This window comes from Comamonas terrigena NBRC 13299, assembly GCF_006740045.1.
GTDB lineage: Bacteria > Pseudomonadota > Gammaproteobacteria > Burkholderiales > Burkholderiaceae_C > Comamonas > Comamonas terrigena.
This window is the reverse complement of sequence record NZ_AP019749.1, coordinates 3,996,258-4,013,324: the sequence shown is the minus strand read 5'-3', so window position 1 is coordinate 4,013,324 and position 17,067 is coordinate 3,996,258. Positions and strand designations below refer to the sequence as shown.

Annotated in this window: 7 protein-coding genes and 1 pseudogene; 4 read left to right on the top strand and 4 right to left on the bottom strand. The window is 64.5% G+C overall.

The genetic code is table 11. The annotated features are described in order from the left end of the window. Window positions 1-84 precede the first annotated feature (84 nt). The 4 genes and pseudogenes from CT3_RS18195 to CT3_RS18175 all read left to right on the top strand — a co-directional run bounded on the left by CT3_RS18195 (window position 85) and on the right by CT3_RS18175 (window position 9,177). Window positions 85-2,049: a bifunctional diguanylate cyclase/phosphodiesterase gene (locus tag CT3_RS18195; RefSeq protein ID WP_083520669.1), complete on the top strand. Its 1,965-nt coding sequence runs from the start codon at window positions 85-87 to the stop codon at window positions 2,047-2,049. Window positions 2,050-2,563: 514 nt separating this feature from the next. Beyond that, a pseudogene (locus CT3_RS21610) lies at window positions 2,564-2,929 on the top strand (retention module-containing protein); the annotation flags it as partial. A gap of 1,470 nt (window positions 2,930-4,399) precedes the next feature. Further along, a complete protein-coding gene (locus CT3_RS18180; protein WP_127446265.1) occupies window positions 4,400-7,897 on the top strand; it encodes a calcium-binding protein in 3,498 nt (1,165 codons plus the stop codon). Between the two features lie 260 nt (window positions 7,898-8,157). Beyond that, a complete protein-coding gene (locus tag CT3_RS18175; protein WP_127446264.1) occupies window positions 8,158-9,177 on the top strand; it encodes a tetratricopeptide repeat protein in 1,020 nt (339 codons plus the stop codon). 97 nt (window positions 9,178-9,274) lie between these two features. Here the strand turns inward: CT3_RS18175 and CT3_RS18170 are convergent, their stop codons facing one another. From CT3_RS18170 to sbcD, 4 genes are all read right to left on the bottom strand, one after another. Continuing rightward, window positions 9,275-9,814: a VUT family protein gene (locus CT3_RS18170; protein ID WP_066542001.1), complete on the bottom strand. Its 540-nt coding sequence runs from the start codon at window positions 9,812-9,814 to the stop codon at window positions 9,275-9,277. A 151-nt stretch (window positions 9,815-9,965) separates the two neighbouring features. Then, on the bottom strand, window positions 9,966-11,756 hold the full coding sequence (locus tag CT3_RS18165) for an NAD(P)/FAD-dependent oxidoreductase (protein ID WP_066542002.1): 1,791 nt from the start codon (window positions 11,754-11,756) through the stop codon (window positions 9,966-9,968). A gap of 229 nt (window positions 11,757-11,985) precedes the next feature. Continuing rightward, complete coding sequence (locus tag CT3_RS18160) at window positions 11,986-15,423, bottom strand: AAA family ATPase (protein WP_066542003.1); 3,438 nt, start codon at window positions 15,421-15,423, stop codon at window positions 11,986-11,988. Continuing rightward, entirely contained in the window at window positions 15,420-16,688 is a 1,269-nt protein-coding gene (gene sbcD / locus CT3_RS18155) for an exonuclease subunit SbcD (RefSeq protein ID WP_066542004.1), read from the bottom strand. The genes CT3_RS18160 and sbcD overlap by 4 nt, the downstream gene beginning before the upstream one ends. Window positions 16,689-17,067: the final 379 nt, after the last annotated feature.

Genomic DNA, 17,067 nt, shown 5'->3' with positions numbered 1-17,067 from the left:
GAGGTAGGTGGGGTCCGTGGAGTCAGTGGGGCCGGCGGTCACTACCGCAGAGAACAAGGGTAGAGGGATGAAGGTGAGGTTTGCATGTCATTGTTGAAACGTCTGTTGCTCACGGTGAGCGTGGCCATCTTGATCATTTTGTCGGGCACCTTGGCGCTGAGCATCCATGCCGCGCGCCAGTACCTGGATGGGCAGTTGCAGTCGCAAAGCGAGAACGCGGTGTCCGCGCTCGCCCTGTCGCTGTCGCAGCCGGCCAACCAGGACGAGGTCACGCGCGAGCTGCTGATGATGGCCTTGTTCGACAGCGGGCAGTTCCGCGCCATCAGCCTGACGGGCACCGAAGGCCAGACGCTGTTTGAGCGCAGCCACCCGGACACCCCGGGCAACGGGGTGGCCCCGCCCTGGTTTGCGCGCCTGCTGCCGCTGCGCGTGCCGGTGGCACAGCGCGCCATCAGCGACGGCTGGAAGCAGGTGGGCAATCTGTCGGTCACGGTGGACAACACTTTTGCGCGCGATGCACTGTGGAGCAGCAGCATCCGCATGGGGTTGTTGGTGCTGGTGGCAGGCGGTCTGTGGGCGCTGTCGGTGGTGGGCTTGCTGAGCTGGTTCAGCCGCGTGCTGCGCGAGGAAATCTCTGCCCAGGTGATGGCCATCGGGGCGACGGCATCGGGCGCTACCGCGCCAGGCGCGGTGGCGCCGCTGCGCAGCAAGGTGGCAGAGCTGACCGACGTGGTGCACGCCATCAGCGACACCCGCGAGCGTGTGCGCGCCACGGCGCAGGAGCAGACGCAGCGCATCGAGTCCCTGGAAGTGGAGCTCAACCGCGACCAGGTCACGATGCTGCCCAACCGCAAGTACTTCATGAACGAACTGCGCCGTGTGCTGCAAGGCGATGTGGGGGCAGACGGCCAGGCGCTGCCCGTGGGCGGCCATGTGCTGCTGTTCCGCCAGCGCGATCTGCAGGCGCTCAACACCTATATGACCCGCGCCCCCGCAGACGCGTGGCTGGCCGCCATGGCCGAGCGCGTGGGCCTGCGTTTGGCCGCCGAGGGGCCTGCCGGCACGCTGCTGGCGCGCCTCAACGGGTCGGACTTCATTGTGCTGATGCCGGGCATGGAAGGGCCTGCTGCCATGCATGTGGTGCAGCAGATTAAGCATGACCTGCAGGCGCTGCGCCAACCGATTGGCCCGGGCCAATGGTGCCGCTGGGCCTATGCGCTGACCGACTACGACAGCGGCGTGACCGTGAGCGAACTGCTGTCCCGCCTGGACCAGGGGCTGCGCCGCAGCGAGAGCGTGGGCCAGGAAGAGGTGGAATACCTGACCGACGCCGCACCGCGCAACACCGTGAGCGAACGCCAGTGGCAGCAGACGCTGGTGCAGGCTCTGGCCGAAGAGCGCTTGAGCCTGCAGGTGGCTGCACAGAACTATGCCGCTGCCAGCGCCGCCGTGCAGCGCCACGAAGCCTCGCTTACGCTGCAGGAAGCCGATGGCGCATTGCTGCAGGGCGCGCTGTTCCTGCCCGTGGCCGTGCGCCTGGGCATGTCGGCCACGTTCGACGTACGTGCCATGCAGCTGGGACTGCAGTGGCTGCAGCAGCATGCAGGCGCCCAACTGGTGGTGAAGGTATCGCTGCCTTCCTTGTCGGATGACAGCTTCCTGCCGCAGCTGCGTGCGCTGTGGGAGCAGGCAGCGGATGTGCGCCAGCGCCTGTGGGTGGAACTGGACGCTCACGGTCTGGTGGCCTATGCGGAAGAGGTGGAAGCCCTGGCCAGCGCTGCTGCAGCGCTGGGTGTGCACGTAGGCCTGCGCCGGTTGGAACACGAGCCCATGGCCCTGGCACGCCTGCATCTGCTGCCGCTGGCCTATGTCAAGCTGGGCAGCGACTTTGCCCAGCAGGCCACCACCAGCCCCGGCAGCCAGCATCTGCTGCAGGCCATGGTGGCCACGGCCCAGGCGCTGCAGGTAGAGGTCTATCTGGCGGGCAGCGTGGATGCGGAGACCGCCCAGGCGCTGCAGGCGCAGGGGGTGCATGTGCCGGTGGCATAGATCTCATCGATCTCATAGATCCGCTGCAGAGGCCCTGTGCCGCACCTGCCGTCCCGTGCGGAAGATGCGGTGGGTGCTTAAAAAGAATAGCTGCTTGTGTAGGCTGTGCCTTCATGAGCGGCTATTTTTTATGGAAATTCGGGGGCGGCGCAAAGCCCGTCTTGTCCGCGTGCAATGGCTATCTGCTCTGAAGGGGGCGGCTTGTTGACCCCGCGTGGCAATGGTTGGCAGCGGTTGGCAATAGCTGGCGGCACATCACAACCAGTGCCCGTCGCGCGGTGTGCCACCGCATCAGCGGCGTTGCGGATGGGTTGTTGAGGTCGCTCAAGAGGAAGTGTCTTTTCCGTTGCGCTCGAGATACATATAAGTGGCCTCTTGGTGAAAAGAGGGCGGGAACTGGCGTGGCGGCCAATGGTCGCCTTGTAGGCAATCTCTTACGATGTATGCACAAACAGCCTGGAGCGATGGCCCCCCGCATCGACATCTGGGCACTGCTTACTGAAAGAGGCTGCACTTGGCTACGACAACTGTTCTGGTTGCCCAACTCACCGGGCAAGCGTGGGTCCGCGATGCGGATGGAAATCTGACCCCCCTGCGTGAAGGCATGCGCATCCCCGCCGATGCACAGGTGGTGACTGCTTCCGGCAGCACCGTGCAGTTGCAGGCAGACGGCCAGCCCCCTCTGACGCTGGGCGAAAACCAGGATGTGGCCCTGGCGCCCGAAGTATTTGAAGACGTGACCGCCGCGGAAGCCGCCGTGCCTGCGGTTGCAGACCCGTTGCTGGACAACCTGATTGCCGCCATCAATGACGGCCAGGATCCTTTGGCTGAACTCGATCCCACCGCGGCCACGCTGAGCGGCGGTGGTGGTACCGGCAGCACCTTTATCCGTCTGGCCGATGTGGTGGAAGTGACATCGCCGCTGGCCTTGGTCTACCCACGTGGTGCCCCTGCAGTGCAGTTTGACCGCATTGGTGGCGGAACCGCCGTGGCTGCGGTTGCAGCGACCGAGGCGCCTACGGAGGCTCCGACTGAGGCGCCTACCGAAGCCCCGACTGAAGCCCCTACCGAGGCCCCGACGGAAGCACCGACTGAGGCGCCTACCGAAGCTCCAACCGAGGCACCCACGGAAGCGCCTACCGAGGCCCCGACAGAAGCCCCAACCGAGGCTCCTACTGAGGCTCCGACGGAAGCACCTACCGAAGCTCCAACGGAGGCCCCGACGGAGGCGCCTACGGAAGCGCCTACCGAGGCCCCGACCGAAGCTCCTACGGAAGCTCCGACTGAAGTGCCAACAGAGGCGCCCACGGAGGCACCTACCGAAGCCCCGACCGAGGCTCCTACAGAAGCCCCGACTGAGGCTCCCACGGAAGCACCTACAGAAGCCCCAACCGAGGCTCCAACGGAAGCGCCGACTGAGGCTCCGACAGAAGCACCGACGGAAGCACCGACAGAGGCGCCTACGGAAGCTCCGACTGAAGTGCCAACAGAGGCGCCCACGGAGGCACCTACCGAAGCCCCGACGGAAGCCCCGACCGAGGCGCCTACGGAAGCTCCGACTGAAGTGCCAACAGAGGCGCCCACGGAGGCACCTACCGAAGCCCCGACGGAAGCCCCGACCGAGGCTCCTACAGAAGCCCCGACTGAGGCTCCCACGGAAGCACCTACAGAAGCCCCAACCGAGGCTCCAACGGAAGCGCCGACTGAGGCTCCGACAGAAGCACCTACGGAAGCACCGACAGAGGCGCCTACGGAAGCTCCGACTGAAGTGCCAACAGAGGCGCCTACCGAAGCCCCGACGGAAGCCCCGACCGAGGCTCCAACGGAAGCGCCGACTGAGGCTCCGACCGAAGCCCCAACAGAGGCTCCGACGGAAGCGCCCACGGAAGCTCCAACAGAGGCCCCGACAGAAGCCCCAACCGAGGCCCCAACTGAGGCTCCGACCGAAGCGCCTACTGAGTCGCCTACGGAAGCACCGACTGAGGCCCCAACCGAAGCCCCGACGGAAGCTCCAACTGAGGCCCCAACAGAGGCTCCGACGGAAGTGCCAACGGAAGCCCCGACTGAGGCTCCGACCGAAGCACCGACTGAGGCCCCAACCGAAGCCCCGACGGAAGCTCCAACTGAGGCCCCAACAGAAGCTCCGACTGAGGCTCCAACAGAAGCGCCTACAGAGGCCCCTACGGAAGCACCTACGGAAGCTCCAACCGAAGCCCCGACCGAGGCGCCCCCCGAAAAGCCGGAAGTCCTGGCCATCACGGGTGGGAAGGTCACGGTGGCGGAGGCTGACTTGGCCGCGGGCAACGCTGTCGCATCCGGATCGTTCAGCATTACCTCGAACAAAGGCATTGTGTCGATCACGATTGCGGGCACATCGATTGATGTGGACGATATCGTGGCAGGCACCAAGGTATCAGCGCCCGGTGGCGAGTTGACCATTACCGCTTTCACCAAGACAGCCACTGGCTACGAAGTGGAGTACGAATACCGCCTTACCGATGCGGTGTCGCACGATCCGTCCAAGGGGGAAGACACCGCGCTGGATCTGGAGTTGGATGTCTCGGTGACCAGCACCACTGGCGCGTCTGAGTCCAGCAATATCGCTGTGACGGTTGAGGACGATGTGCCCGAATTCTTCGGCAGCGAAGATATTCAGACCGGCAATGCGGTCGGCGAATTCTCCGGGGAGATGACTTTCTCCAAGGGCGCAGACAGCGACGGGTTCACGCTGAAGATTGCCGACATCGCCAACCTGCCCAGCGGCTGGACCTACAAGTCCTCCAGCGATGGCGGGAGTGCGTCTGTCTTCGACGCGGCGGGCAAGGAAATCTTCCAGATCACGCTGGCACAGGACGGTTCGTATACCGTCAAGCAACTGGCGCAGCTGTCGCAAACCGAACCAGGCGGGTTGGACCAAGGTGATTTGAAGCCTGGCAATTACAAGAATGGTTTCCAGCCGGAAGGCTCGGGGCTGACGATCACGGCGTCCGACAAGAACGGGTCCGCCTCTGTCAATGTCAGCGGCCAGGGCATCGGTGTGGCCAACAACCATGTGCAATCGGGTGAAAAGCTGGACTTCGCATTCAAGGATGCGGTGAGCGAGTTCACCATCACCATCGACCGCAACAATGGCGGCGACCCCGGCAAGTACACCACCATCTGGGTCAATGGCACGGCCTATGAGGTAGCGTTGACGGGCAACTCCTGGGTGATTTCGGCCGAAGCCCTGGGCATCACCGGCGGCATCAAGGACGTGGTCTTGGAGGTCTCCGGTCCTACCAACGGCAAAGATGCACCCAAGTTCACGGTGGAAGGTGCGGAGTGGCAGTCCATGCCCAAGGATGTCAACGTGGACTTCGATGTCAACGTGAAGGGCACGGATGGGGATGGAGATCCGTTCGATGGCGGATTCAATGTGTCGAACGGGCACAAGCCAACCGAGCCGACCAATCCCGCAGGGGATCCTCCGGATGTGAGCATCTCGCTGGCAGAAGAGGCGCGCCACACGGAAGTCACTTATACCAAGGGCGACTCCTCCATCACCGTGGGTGACGGTGGCGTGGTCGTGGACGGCATGGGCAAGACAACGGTGACTGCCGTGACCTACGACATGGGTGTAGGCACCCAGTCCCATGCGGTGGTCATCAACCAGGTGGGCTACAACCACACCACGGTGAAGGGGACGACCAATGTGGTGGGCACCTGGGACCAGGCCAACCAGAAGCCGGTGGACATCCTGGTGCTGCCCAAGCCGCTGGACCAGTACGACCTGTCGGGCCTGGTCTATCAAGGCGGAAGCTGGAAAGGCACGATCAAGGACAAGTCATCGCCAGACACCTTGTCGCTGACCCTGGATCGTTTTGCCGGCATTGTCTTTGGCGACGGCCAGACCATTGATGGCGGGATGCCTGGGTTTGAGCAGCACCTGACCGATCAGGTGACGCTGGACCTGGATGCCCTGCTGACGCAAGGCGATGCGGGCGATGCAATGTCCGATGTGGAGGTGCGCGGCCTGGGCGATGCCAAGGTGGTGTCGATCGAACACAACGGCAAGACCCTGGTTGAAGGCACGGACTACTCCTTGCACGATGGCGTGCTGACCTTGCACAACCCGAACGGCGTGAGCCTGGCAGATGTGAAGATCACGCTGGACGTGCCGCATGGCAGCCCTGCGCTGGACCTGACGGCGGATGTGTCGGCCTCGGGCAAGTACGGTAGCGACAGCGCATCGGATGACCTGACCGTGGCAGTCCCTGCCGTGGTGGTTCCGGAAGTACCTGAGGTGCCCGGCGACCCGGACCCGGTGGTCAATGCGCCCGAGGTGCAGCTGGAGATCACTGCGCACAATGCCGCCAAGGATCCGCTGGAAGGCACGACGGCCGTCAACGGCGGTGCCAAGGACCCCAGTGGCAATGGCTTCAACTTGGATGCTGCCGGCAACGTGGTGGCCGTGGGCTTCAACGTGCGGGTCTGGGGTACGTATTCCACCAGAGGGGTCGATGGCACGGGCAAGAATCCGATCAACGACTTTGACTCCAACGGCGATGGCAAGAACGACATCCTCGTTTACAAGAACGGTGCGTTCAGCGAGGCCCAGTACGGCGAAAACCTGATCCGCATTGGCTACGACACCAATGGCCAGGCCAACACCAACTCGGCCGCTGCCAACAAGACCGACCTGTTCCTGCTGCACAGCAGCAGCGGTACCTGGTCGGGCAATGGCAATGTCTCGGATGGCGAGTACGGCTCCTGGCGTGCGTTCAACAACTTCACGGGCAACACCGGAGCCAAGGGCTCTACGGCGCCGGACTACGCGATCCTGATTGGGGACGCCGCTTCGGGCGCCAAGATCAATACGCCGACGGCCAATAATGCCAGCACCCAGGTCAATGTGCTGGAAAGCCTGAACATCTCCACCAGCACTGGCAAGCAAGTGGGCCAGGGCATGAACAAGGTGGAAGGTGTCTTCGCTGGCGGCCAGCTGGTGGTGAACACCCCGGGCCACACGGATGTGAGCAAGCTGACCACGGTGCCCGCCACCGCCGATGCAGCCGAGTACATCGTGACCATCACCGCCACCTTGGCGGATGTGGATGGCAGCGGTGAAGTGCTGTCGCAGCATCTGACCCTGGAAGGCATTCCTGCCGGGGCCAAGGTGGTCTACAACGGCGTGGAAGTCGCGGTGGTCGATGGCAAGGTCCATATTGACGGCGTGCTGGCGGACAACGGCCAGTCTGTGCATGCGCAGCTGACCATCACGGGGGCCAAGGATGCCGACTTCACGCTGACGGCGCATGCGCAGTCTGCGGATGCACACGATGCATCGGCCACGGCCGATGGCCATGACGCCTCCAGCGTGTTGGCCGGTGCCGACGCAGCGGACACACTGCTGGGTTCCGACGACGATGACCTGCTGTTTGGCGGTGCCGGTAACGACAAGCTGGAGGGCGGCAAGGGCGACGACCACCTGTATGGCGGCAAGGGCAACGATACGCTGCTGGGCGGTGATGGCGACGATACCTTTGTATGGCTGAAGGGCGACGAAGGCACGGCCAAAGCGCCGGCGGTGGATACCGTCCAGGACTTCGGCAACGGCAAGGATGTGCTGGACCTGAGCGATCTGCTGCAGGGCGAGAACAAGTCCAACCTCAGCGATTACCTGGGCGCCTCCACCGAAACGGTGAACGGCAAGTCGACCACGGTGCTGAACATCTCGACCACGGGCCATCTGGGCAGCGAAGGCGCCAACCAGAAGATCGTGCTGGAAGGTCAGAACTACGACACCACCGACCAGGCCAAACTGGTGCAGGACCTGATCAGCCAGGGCAAGCTGCACGTGGATCTGTAAAGCCACGGGCCGGCGCCCGTGTGCTGCAAGGTGCACGGGCGCTGTGACCACCAGAGCTGCTTGCGCCTACGGGCACGGGCAGCTCTTTTTTTGTGTGCGCAGCCTTGATGGCCTGGTCTTTTCTGCTTGGCAGGAGCGGGTGGGGCAAGGCATGAAGCCGCGGCGCTTGGTCGCAGAACCCGTATCGGTGAAAATCGCATGGGGCTGAGGTATTCAGCAGAAAAAAGCCACGCGGTCAAAAATTTTATGAATGATTCGGAATGAGTCAGAACCGGTTGTCCGAAGCAGAATATAGAGAAGCGGTCGCCCAAGATGCTTTGAATCACAAGGCCTGGTATGGCCTTGGCTTGTGCCTGAAAGACATGAAGCGCTACCAGGAAGCTGCGGATGCCATTCTGGAAGCGGTGCGCATCCAGGAAGATAATTTTTATTATCGGAATGTGCTGGTGTCCACGCTGTGGCTGGCTGGGAAAGAAGACGAGGCGGTGAAGCAGGGCTATTTGTGCCTGGCGCTGAAAGACCGTATTGCAGTAGATAAATTCAAGAGCTCTGCCTATGCTGATTTATCGGTCAAAAGCAGGCATCCGCTGTTCGACTTTAAAAAAAAGAAAAGCAATATCATCGCTTTTTCCTTGTGGGGGGATGATCCGGTCTACGTCACGGGTGCATTGATCAATGCACAACTGATACCGCATATGTATGACGGCTGGACCGCCAGATTCTATTGCGATGCATCGGTGCCGCCCCAGGCGCTGGACGCCTTGAGAAAGCTGGATGCCCAGGTGGTGATGATCGAGGATGAACGCCTGAAGAAATTCCGCTCCATGTGGCGGTTTTTGGTGATGGATGATCCGGGCGTGGAGTATTTTCTGTGCCGGGACACCGATTCACGGGTCAATGTGCAGGAAGTCGTTGCGGTGCAGGAATGGCTGTATTCGGACAAGAAGTTCCATATCATGCGCGACCATCCCTACCATGTGGAGCTGATATTGGCAGGCATGTGGGGAGGGGTGGCCGGGGTGCTCCCCAATATCCAGGAGATATTGCTGGAGAGTGGAAAATATGGGAACAATCCACTTTTCGATCAGGTATTTTTGATGGAAGTGGTCTGGCCGCTCATCAAGCAGGATGTGCTGGTTCATGACAGCTACTACGCGTTCCCGGATGGCAAGGATTTTCCGAAAGCGTTTCGCTTGCCCCCTGGCCGGCATGTGGGCGGCGGCATCAAGCAAATCCCCGAGAATCAGCAGAATTTCTTCAAGGATTTCTATCTGAAATAAGCGGGAATTCCGGACGCAGGATGTCTGGCATTTCCAATGGATGCAGCTAACTTTCCTGTCGCTGCATTCCGTGCTGAATGTGTGAATCCCTGCAGGCTTAGCGCGTTGCCACCACTTTGCCCATCAGTAAGCGGAAAGGCAGCAGCAGGCACACCCCCAGCACCAGCTTCACGCCCAGATCGCCCAGTGCCCAGGTGACCCAGGGCAGTTCTTCCCCGGCAAAGCCCACGCTCCAGAAAATGGCGGTATCCAGGCAGGCGGCCAGCACGGTGGCAATCAGCGGCGCGCGCCACCAGCGGCTGTGGCGCAGGCGGTCAAACACGGTGATGTCCAGCATCTGCGAGCAGGCGAACGCCAGGCCCGAGGCCATCGCAATGCGCGGCGGTGCCAGGACCAGGGAGGCGGCCACGGCCACGGCAAAACCCACCCAGGCCACGCGCCGTGCCTGCACCGGGCCAAAGCCGCGGTTGACCAGTTCGCTGACCAGAAAGGCAAACGGGTAGGTGATGGCGCCCCAGGTCAGCCAGTCGTTGATGGCGTACTGCACCAGGATGTTGGAGGACAGCACGACCACCACCATGGCCGCGATGGCGATCAGCAGCGGGGTGCGGGAAGCAACGGTGAGGTGGGTGTTCATAGGCAGAAATCCATGGTACTGCGCGCAGTCACCGGCCAGCGCAACCGGTGCGGCCCCTATTCAGAGGCCGCGAGAAAGGGCCTCCCTGCTCCGTGGTCCCCATCCCCTTGAGAGAGGCAGCGCACCACACGGCAGGGGGCGTTCAATGGAGTTACGCCGCGCCGCCCGAACTGCGGATGCCGGACGAAGGCAGCTCCAGCCCCAGCATGGCGCAGGCCACGGCCTCGCCTACCTTCACGCCGTCCACGCCGGCCGACAGAATGCCGCCGGCGTAGCTGGCGCCTTCACCGGCCGGGTACAGGCCGCGCGTGTTTTCGCTCTGGAAATCGGCGCCGCGGCCGATCTTCACCGGCGAGGAGGTGCGCGTTTCCACGCCGGTCAGCACCGCATCGGGCATGTCGTAGCCGCGGATCTTCTTGCCGAAGGCGGGCAGGGCTTCGCGCATGGCTTCGATGGCGTAGGCCGGCAGGGCATGGTGCAGATTGGTCAGGTGGATGCCGGGCTTGTAGGAGGGCTCCACGCTGCCGAATTCCCTGGATTCGGTGCCGGCCACAAAGTCACCCACCAGCTGACCGGGGGCGCTGTAGTTGCGTCCTCCCAGCAGGAAGGCCTTGGACTCCAGTTGGCGCTGGAAGACGATGCCGGACAGCGGGTGGAACTGGCCTTCCGCCAGATCTTCCACGCCATAGGTCTTGCCGTCAAAGGCCCAGGCAAAGCTTTTGGCATCGCGCGGGAAGTCTTCCGGGTTGATGGCGCAGACCATGCCGGCGTTGGCATTGCGCTCGGCACGCGAGTACTGGCTCATGCCGTTGGTGACCACGCGCTCGGGTTCGCTGGTGGCCGCCACCACGGTGCCGCCCGGGCACATGCAGAAGCTGTAGACCGCACGGCCGTTGGCCGCGTGGTGCACCAGCTTGTAGTCGGCCGCGCCCAGCAGGGGGTGGCCGGCATCCTTGCCCCAGCGGGCCTGGTCGATGATGCTTTGCGGATGTTCGATGCGAAAGCCGATCGAGAACGGCTTGGCTTCCATGGCCACCCCGCGCTCGTAGAACATGGCAAAGGTGTCGCGTGAGCTGTGGCCCAGGGCCATCACGGCGTGCTGTGTGGGCAGGGCATAGCTTTCGCCCGTGGCCTGGTTCAGCACCTGCAGGGCCGTCAACTGGCGTTGTGCGCCTTCGCCGTCGATCTGCACATCGGTCACGCGCTGCTCAAAGCGGATCTCGCCGCCCAGGCGGATGATTTCCTCGCGGATGCCTTCCACCACCTTGACCAGCTTGAAGGTGCCGATGTGGGGGTGGGCGGCGTAGAGGATTTCTTCCGGTGCGCCGTGCTGCACAAACTCGGTCATCACCTTGCGGCCCAGGTGGCGCGGGTCCTTGATCTGGCTGTAGAGCTTGCCGTCGGAGAAGGTGCCGGCGCCGCCTTCACCAAACTGCACATTGGACTCGGGAGTCAGCTCGCGCTGGCGCCACAGGCGCCAGGTGTCCTTGGTGCGCTCGCGCACTTCCTTGCCGCGTTCCAGCACGATGGGGCGGAATCCCATCTGTGCCAGCACCAGGGCGGCAAAAATGCCGCAAGGGCCAAAACCCACCACCACCGGGCGTTCACTGTCGGCCAGCGTGGCAGGGGCTGCGCCCACGGGCTTCCACGCCATGTCCGGCGTGGGGGTCACATGGGACTGGTCGGCAAACCGGGCCAGCAGGGCGGCTTCCTGCGCCGGATCGGCCAGGGTGATGTCGGCGATATAGACCGCCAGCAGCGCGCTCTTGCGGGCGTCAAAACTGCGTTTGTGCACATGCAGCCGGGCAATGGCGCTGGCGGGAATGCCCAGACGCTCGGCCGCCAGGGCGGTCAGCTTGGCGATGGGCTGGTATTCGGTGTGGTTCTCGGGGTGGTATTCCACTGCCGAGAGGGGGAGTTTGAGTTCTGCGATCCGGATCATGGCTTGTACCTATCAAGCAAGGGCCTGGATGGTACGGTAAAGCACGCCGATGCAGCGTGCGCGGGCGGGGTGGCCTTGGAGCAGGCTCGGGAACGGAGCGGTGGCAGCGCGGTTTTTCATAGCGTTCCATGCAGGCGCCACATACACCGCAGGTGCAGCCGGCTTCCACGGCCTGTGGGCCGATCGGGAGGGAAGGGCGGCGCACAGTGCAGTCCCCGCGCCGCCGGGCCTAGATCACCAGCCGCGAATGGCCCACGCCGCCGCCTTTTTCCACCCGGATCTGGGCGGGGATGCGTTCCTTCAGTGCTTCGACGTGGCTGATGATGCCGATCATCTTGCCGCTGGCGTTCAGCGCGTCCAGGGCGGTCAGCGCCACTTCCAGCGTGTCGCCGTCCAGCGTGCCAAAGCCTTCGTCCAGGAACAGCGAGTCGATCGAGGTCTTGTGGCTGACCAGATCGGACAGCGCCAGTGCCAGCGCCAGGCTGACCAGGAAGGCCTCGCCGCCCGAGAGCGTGCGCGTATCGCGCGCCGCGTCGCCTTGCCAGCTGTCCACGATGTCCAGTTCCAGCTCGCCCGTGGGCTTGCGGCGCAGCAGGTAGCGGCCATGCAGTCGGGTGAGGTGCCGGTTGGCGAGGTGCAGCAGGTGGTCCAGCGTCAGCCCCTGGGCGAATTTGCGGAACTTGTCGCCCCTGGCCGAACCGATCAGCCCGTCCAGGCGTTGCCACAGGTCGCTGTCTTCGGTCAGCGCCGTCATCTGCTGCAGCAAGGCCTGCTGGCCCTGGTGGCGCCGGGCATCGTCATCCAGCCGGGCGCGGGTGGCTCCCATCTGTTCACTGAGGGCAGTGCGCTGCGCTTCCAGCGCCTGTAATTGCGCGGCCAGGGCGTCGGGCGCGGTATCGGTCAGTGCCTGGCTGCGCAGTTGCTGGTGGCGTTGCAGCGCCTCGGCATGCAGCGTGGTGGCACGTTGCAGCCCGGTGTGCAGTTGCTGCTGCAGGGCGGCCAGGCGCTCCACCTCGGCGGCGGGCAGCAGGGCCTGGGCATAGGCCGCTGCATCGGCAAACGGGCTGGCTGCCAGGGCCTGCGTCCAGTCCGATGTGGCCTGCGCGGCGTCGTCGCCTTGCTGGGCCAGCGTGGTCTGCAACTGGCGGATCTGGCCTTCCAGCGTGGCCCGTTGCTGGTGCTGCTGCTCCAGGGCCAGCACGCAGTCGGCCAGGTCGCCGGGCAGGGCGGTGGCCGCCGGTGCGGGAGCGGCCAGGGATGGCTGCAACTGCTGCCAGCGGCCCTGCCACAGCGCGGCGTCCTGCTGGGCGCTGGCGCACAGGTGCTGCTGCAGATCGCGCTGGCGCACCGTGTCCTGCCATTGGCTGTGCTGGCTTTGCCAGGTCTGCCATTCCGCCTGGCGGGCCTGCAGCCAGGCCGGGTGGTCGCTATCGGGCGGCAAGGGGTAGCCTGCAGCTTCGACGGCGGTGCGCAAGGCCTGGACAAGCGTGGCGGCCTCTGTTTCCAGGGCCTGGGCCGCCTGGGTGCTGCGCTGCTGCTGGGCCGCTGCGTCGCGTTGGGCCTGCTGCAGGCTGTCCAGCCGGTGCTGTGCGGCTTGCAGCCCTTGCAAGGCCTGCTGGCTGGCATCTTTGGCGGACTGCAGCGCGTGCTCGCCTGCTTCGGCGGCTTGCAAGGCATGGGACAGCGCCTCCAGTTGCGCCGCGGCGTGGGTGCGGGCATCGGCCAGCGCCTCGGGCTGTTGCCAGGCGTTGGCGGCGGGGGACTGCTGCAGGCCGGCGCACAGTGCCGTCCATTGCGCCTCCCAGCCGGGGATACGGGCTGCCAGTTCATCGCGCTGCGCCTGCAGCGCGGCATGCCGGGCCTGGTGGGCGGCATGGGCGCTGGCCTGCTGTTCGCCCTCTGCCTGCAATGTATCCAGCGTGGCGCGGGCCTGTTGCAGGGCGGTCTGGGTGGCCGAAAGGTCCAGCGCTGCGTAGGCCGCAATGGCCGGGTGTTCGATGGCACCGCACAGCGGGCAGGCCTCTCCGGGTTGCAGTGCATGGCGGTGGGCTTCCAGGCTTTGGATGCGCTGCTCCTGTTCCAGCAGCTTCTGCTTGTCGGCCACCCGCTCTTTTTGCTGCTTGTATTGGGCGCGCAGCTGGGCCAGCGCCTGCGTCTGCTGTGCGGTCTGGTCGGTGCTGGTCTGCAGCGCCTCTTCGGTCCGGGCTTGCTGCAGGGCCCATTGGCGGCGCTGGGCCGCGTGGGCTTCCAGCTGCTGCCAGGCATGTTGCAACTGCTGCGCCGCTTGCCACTGGGCACGCAACGGGGGCAGGCTGCCGCCGTGCGGTGCCAGGCGCTGCGCCTGGGCTTGCTGCGCCTGTGCCGCAGCCGCGCTGGCCTGCTGGTGTGCCAGCTCGGCTGCGGCCACTTCTCCGTGCTGTGCCGTCGTGTCTTGCTGCAGCTGGGTGCACCGGGTGGTGGCTTGGCGCAGTTCCAGCTGTTGCGCGGCATGTTGCTGCTGTACGTGGCGCTGCTGTTCCAGCTGCTGTTGCCAGCCGCTGAGCCGTTCACCCAGCTGCGCAAAACGCGCGTGTTCCGTGCGCCAGTGCTGCAGGGCAGCTTCTTGCGCCTGCAGCGATTGCAGTGCGTGCTGTGCGGACTGGGCTGCGCGGTCGGCCAGCACATGCGCCTGGTGGTGCAGCTGCAGCTGTCGCAGCCGGGAGCTGTCCTGCGCGGACTGCAGTTGCTGCAGCTGGGCGGCACTGCCCTGCAGCAGGGCCTGGGCATGCTGCCAGCGCTGGTGAAGCGGCTGCAGGGCCTGGGCGGGGGCATGGTGCTGCAAGCGTTGCAGCTGCGGGGCGGCGGCATCCAGGGCCTGCTGGGCGGCGGTGTGTGCCTGGCCGCTTTGCTCGGCATCGTGCGCGGCCTGTGCCGTTTGCTGGTGCCAGCGTTGCAGGGCCAGGGTGGCGCTGTGATCGCTCTGCACCTGGGCCAGATCGCCTTGCAGGCGGTCGCTGTCCTGCTGCAGCTGGGCGCGTGCCTCGCTGGAGAGCAGCTGCATGCCATCGACCTGGGCCTGGGCCTTGTCCAGCTGCTGGCGTGCGTCGCGGGCGTGTTCAAACACGGCCTGCGAGATCTGGCCGTAGATTTCGGTGCCGGTCAGCTCTTCCAGCAATTCGGCGCGCTCATTGGCCGTGGCCTGCAAAAAGGCCGCAAAGCCGCCCTGGGCAAGGAGCATGGACTTGGTGAAGCGCGCAAAGTCCAGACCGGTGAGCTGTGCAATCTGCCGCAGCTTGTCGCCGCTCTGGCTGCTGAGGATGTGACCGTCTGCGACCCTGGCCAGTTCCACCTTGGGGGCCTGCAACGCACCCTGGGCTTTGTCGCGGGCGCGGCGCTGGCTCCAGAAGGCGCGGTAGACGGTGCCCTGGACTTCGAATTCCACTTCGGCCAGGCAGTCGGCGGTGTGGCGCGTCATCAGGTCGTTGCTGCCGGCGCTGATGGTGGCCAGGCGCGGGGTCTGGTGGTACAGCGCCAGGCAGATGGCATCCAGCAGCGTGGACTTGCCTGCGCCTGTGGCGCCGGTGATGGCGAACAGGCTGTTGTCGGCAAACGGTGCGGCGGTGAAGTCGATCTTCCACTCACCCTGCAGCGAGTTCAGGTTCTTGAGGCGCAGCTTGAGGATCTTCATGCCGCACCTCCTGGGGCCTCTTCTGCTGCATCTCCTGCCGCATTCGTGAGGCGCTCCACCACTTGGCGGTAGCGTGCGGTCAGCGCCTGCTGCAGCGGAGGCTCCAGCGTTTCCTGCGCCAGGCGGCGGGCAAAGACTTCCTGCGGGCTGAGTTCATCCAGCGATTCGCTGGCGTCGGCCGTGAGCTGGGCCGCGGCGGTGCCGCGCTGGCGCTTGATGCGCAGCAGCTGCACGGGCAAGCCTTCCAGCAGCGCCTGTACCCGGGGCGCCAGATCGGTCAGGTAGTCGTCTTCCTCGATGGTGACTTCCAGCCAGACCGGGCGCTCCGGGGTGGCGCTGGCAGCAAGGGCCTGCAGGGCGTTGGGCAATTCCGCCAGGGTGCCGCGCACCGATGCCAGGGGCTGGAACACCGGCACCGGCAGGGGGGTGACGGCCTGCAGGCCGGCTTCATGCAGATCGACCAGCAGCACCTGCTTGGTCTGGCGTGCCTCGTCAAAGCCCAGGGCGATGGGTGAGCCGCAATAGCGGATGTGTTCCAGTCCGCCGACTTTCTGCGGCTGGTGGATATGGCCCAGCGCAATGTAGTCGGCCGCCGGGAAGGCGGTGGTGGGGAAGGCTTCCAGCGATCCCACATAGATTTCGCGCACCGATTCGCTGCTGCTGGCGCCCACGGTGGTCAGGTGGCCGGTGGCCACGATGGGCAGCTTGCGTCCCAGCGATTGCTGCAGCGCCGTCTGCCGTGCCACGGCGGCCTCGTATACCTGCTGATAGGTGGTCTGGATGGCCGTTTGCAGTGCCTGCTGTTTGTCCTGGGCGCTTTGCCCCGCCTGGCTGTGCACCACGTCACGCGGGCGGATGAAGGGCAGGGCGCAGACGATGCAGCCGGGCTCTGCCGGCTGGCTGCGCAGCGGCAATGTGACCACATGCCCGGACACCTCACCCACAGCGGCAATCACCCGGGTACCCAGGTAGGCCAGCAGGTCCTGGCTTTCACCCAGCACGCTGACGGAGTCGTGGTTGCCGCCCAGCAGCAGCAGGGCCACGCCGGCCCGGTGCAGGCGGGCGATGAGCTGGTTGTACAGCTCGCGCGCATAGCTGGGTGGTGCGCCGGTGTCGAAGATGTCGCCCGCAATCACCACCGCGTCCACCGCATGCGCCTCCACCTGGACCAGCAGCCAATCCACCAGCGCACTGTGCTCGGCCTGGCGGCTTTGGCCCATGAAGTGCTGGCCCAGGTGCCAGTCGGAGGTGTGAAGCAGTCGCATGCGAAAAGGAATGGAAGACGTGACAGGGGCGGCGCAGCTAGTGCCGCCGAACACGCCATGGTAGCGATTGCCTGGGGCGGTGCTGCGAGGCTGGTCGTTGGCAGCTTGCCAGGCCGGCTGTTGGCAGGAATGTCGTTGGATATGACATTCTTTTTGGGAATAACTGGTCGGTCGCTCGGGATGCGCCAGATGGTGCTTGGGGCACCTGCGTGGGGGCGTGAAGGTGCGGTCCAAATACGCAATAAAGAGAAGGTTTTATGCAGATTGCTGTATTTTCAGTGCTTTCTGAAAATAAAAAATACATTTGAATTCAAATGCTTGTATTGCATTTGCAGGATTTTATTTTCTAGATACCTGTAGGTAATATTTTGTTTTGCAG

Bases quoted from the DNA above. Each gene is read 5' to 3' on its own strand.
- CT3_RS18195 (WP_083520669.1), top strand. From the start codon at position 85: ATGTCATTGTTGAAACGTCTGTTGCTCACGGTGAGCGTGGCCATCTTG.
- CT3_RS18175 (WP_127446264.1), top strand. From the start codon at position 8,158: ATGAGTCAGAACCGGTTGTCCGAAGCAGAATATAGAGAAGCGGTCGCC.
- CT3_RS18170 (WP_066542001.1), bottom strand. From the start codon at position 9,814: ATGAACACCCACCTCACCGTTGCTTCCCGCACCCCGCTGCTGATCGCC.
- CT3_RS18165 (WP_066542002.1), bottom strand. From the start codon at position 11,756: ATGATCCGGATCGCAGAACTCAAACTCCCCCTCTCGGCAGTGGAATAC.
- CT3_RS18160 (WP_066542003.1), bottom strand. From the start codon at position 15,423: ATGAAGATCCTCAAGCTGCGCCTCAAGAACCTGAACTCGCTGCAGGGT.
- sbcD (WP_066542004.1), bottom strand. From the start codon at position 16,688: ATGCGACTGCTTCACACCTCCGACTGGCACCTGGGCCAGCACTTCATG.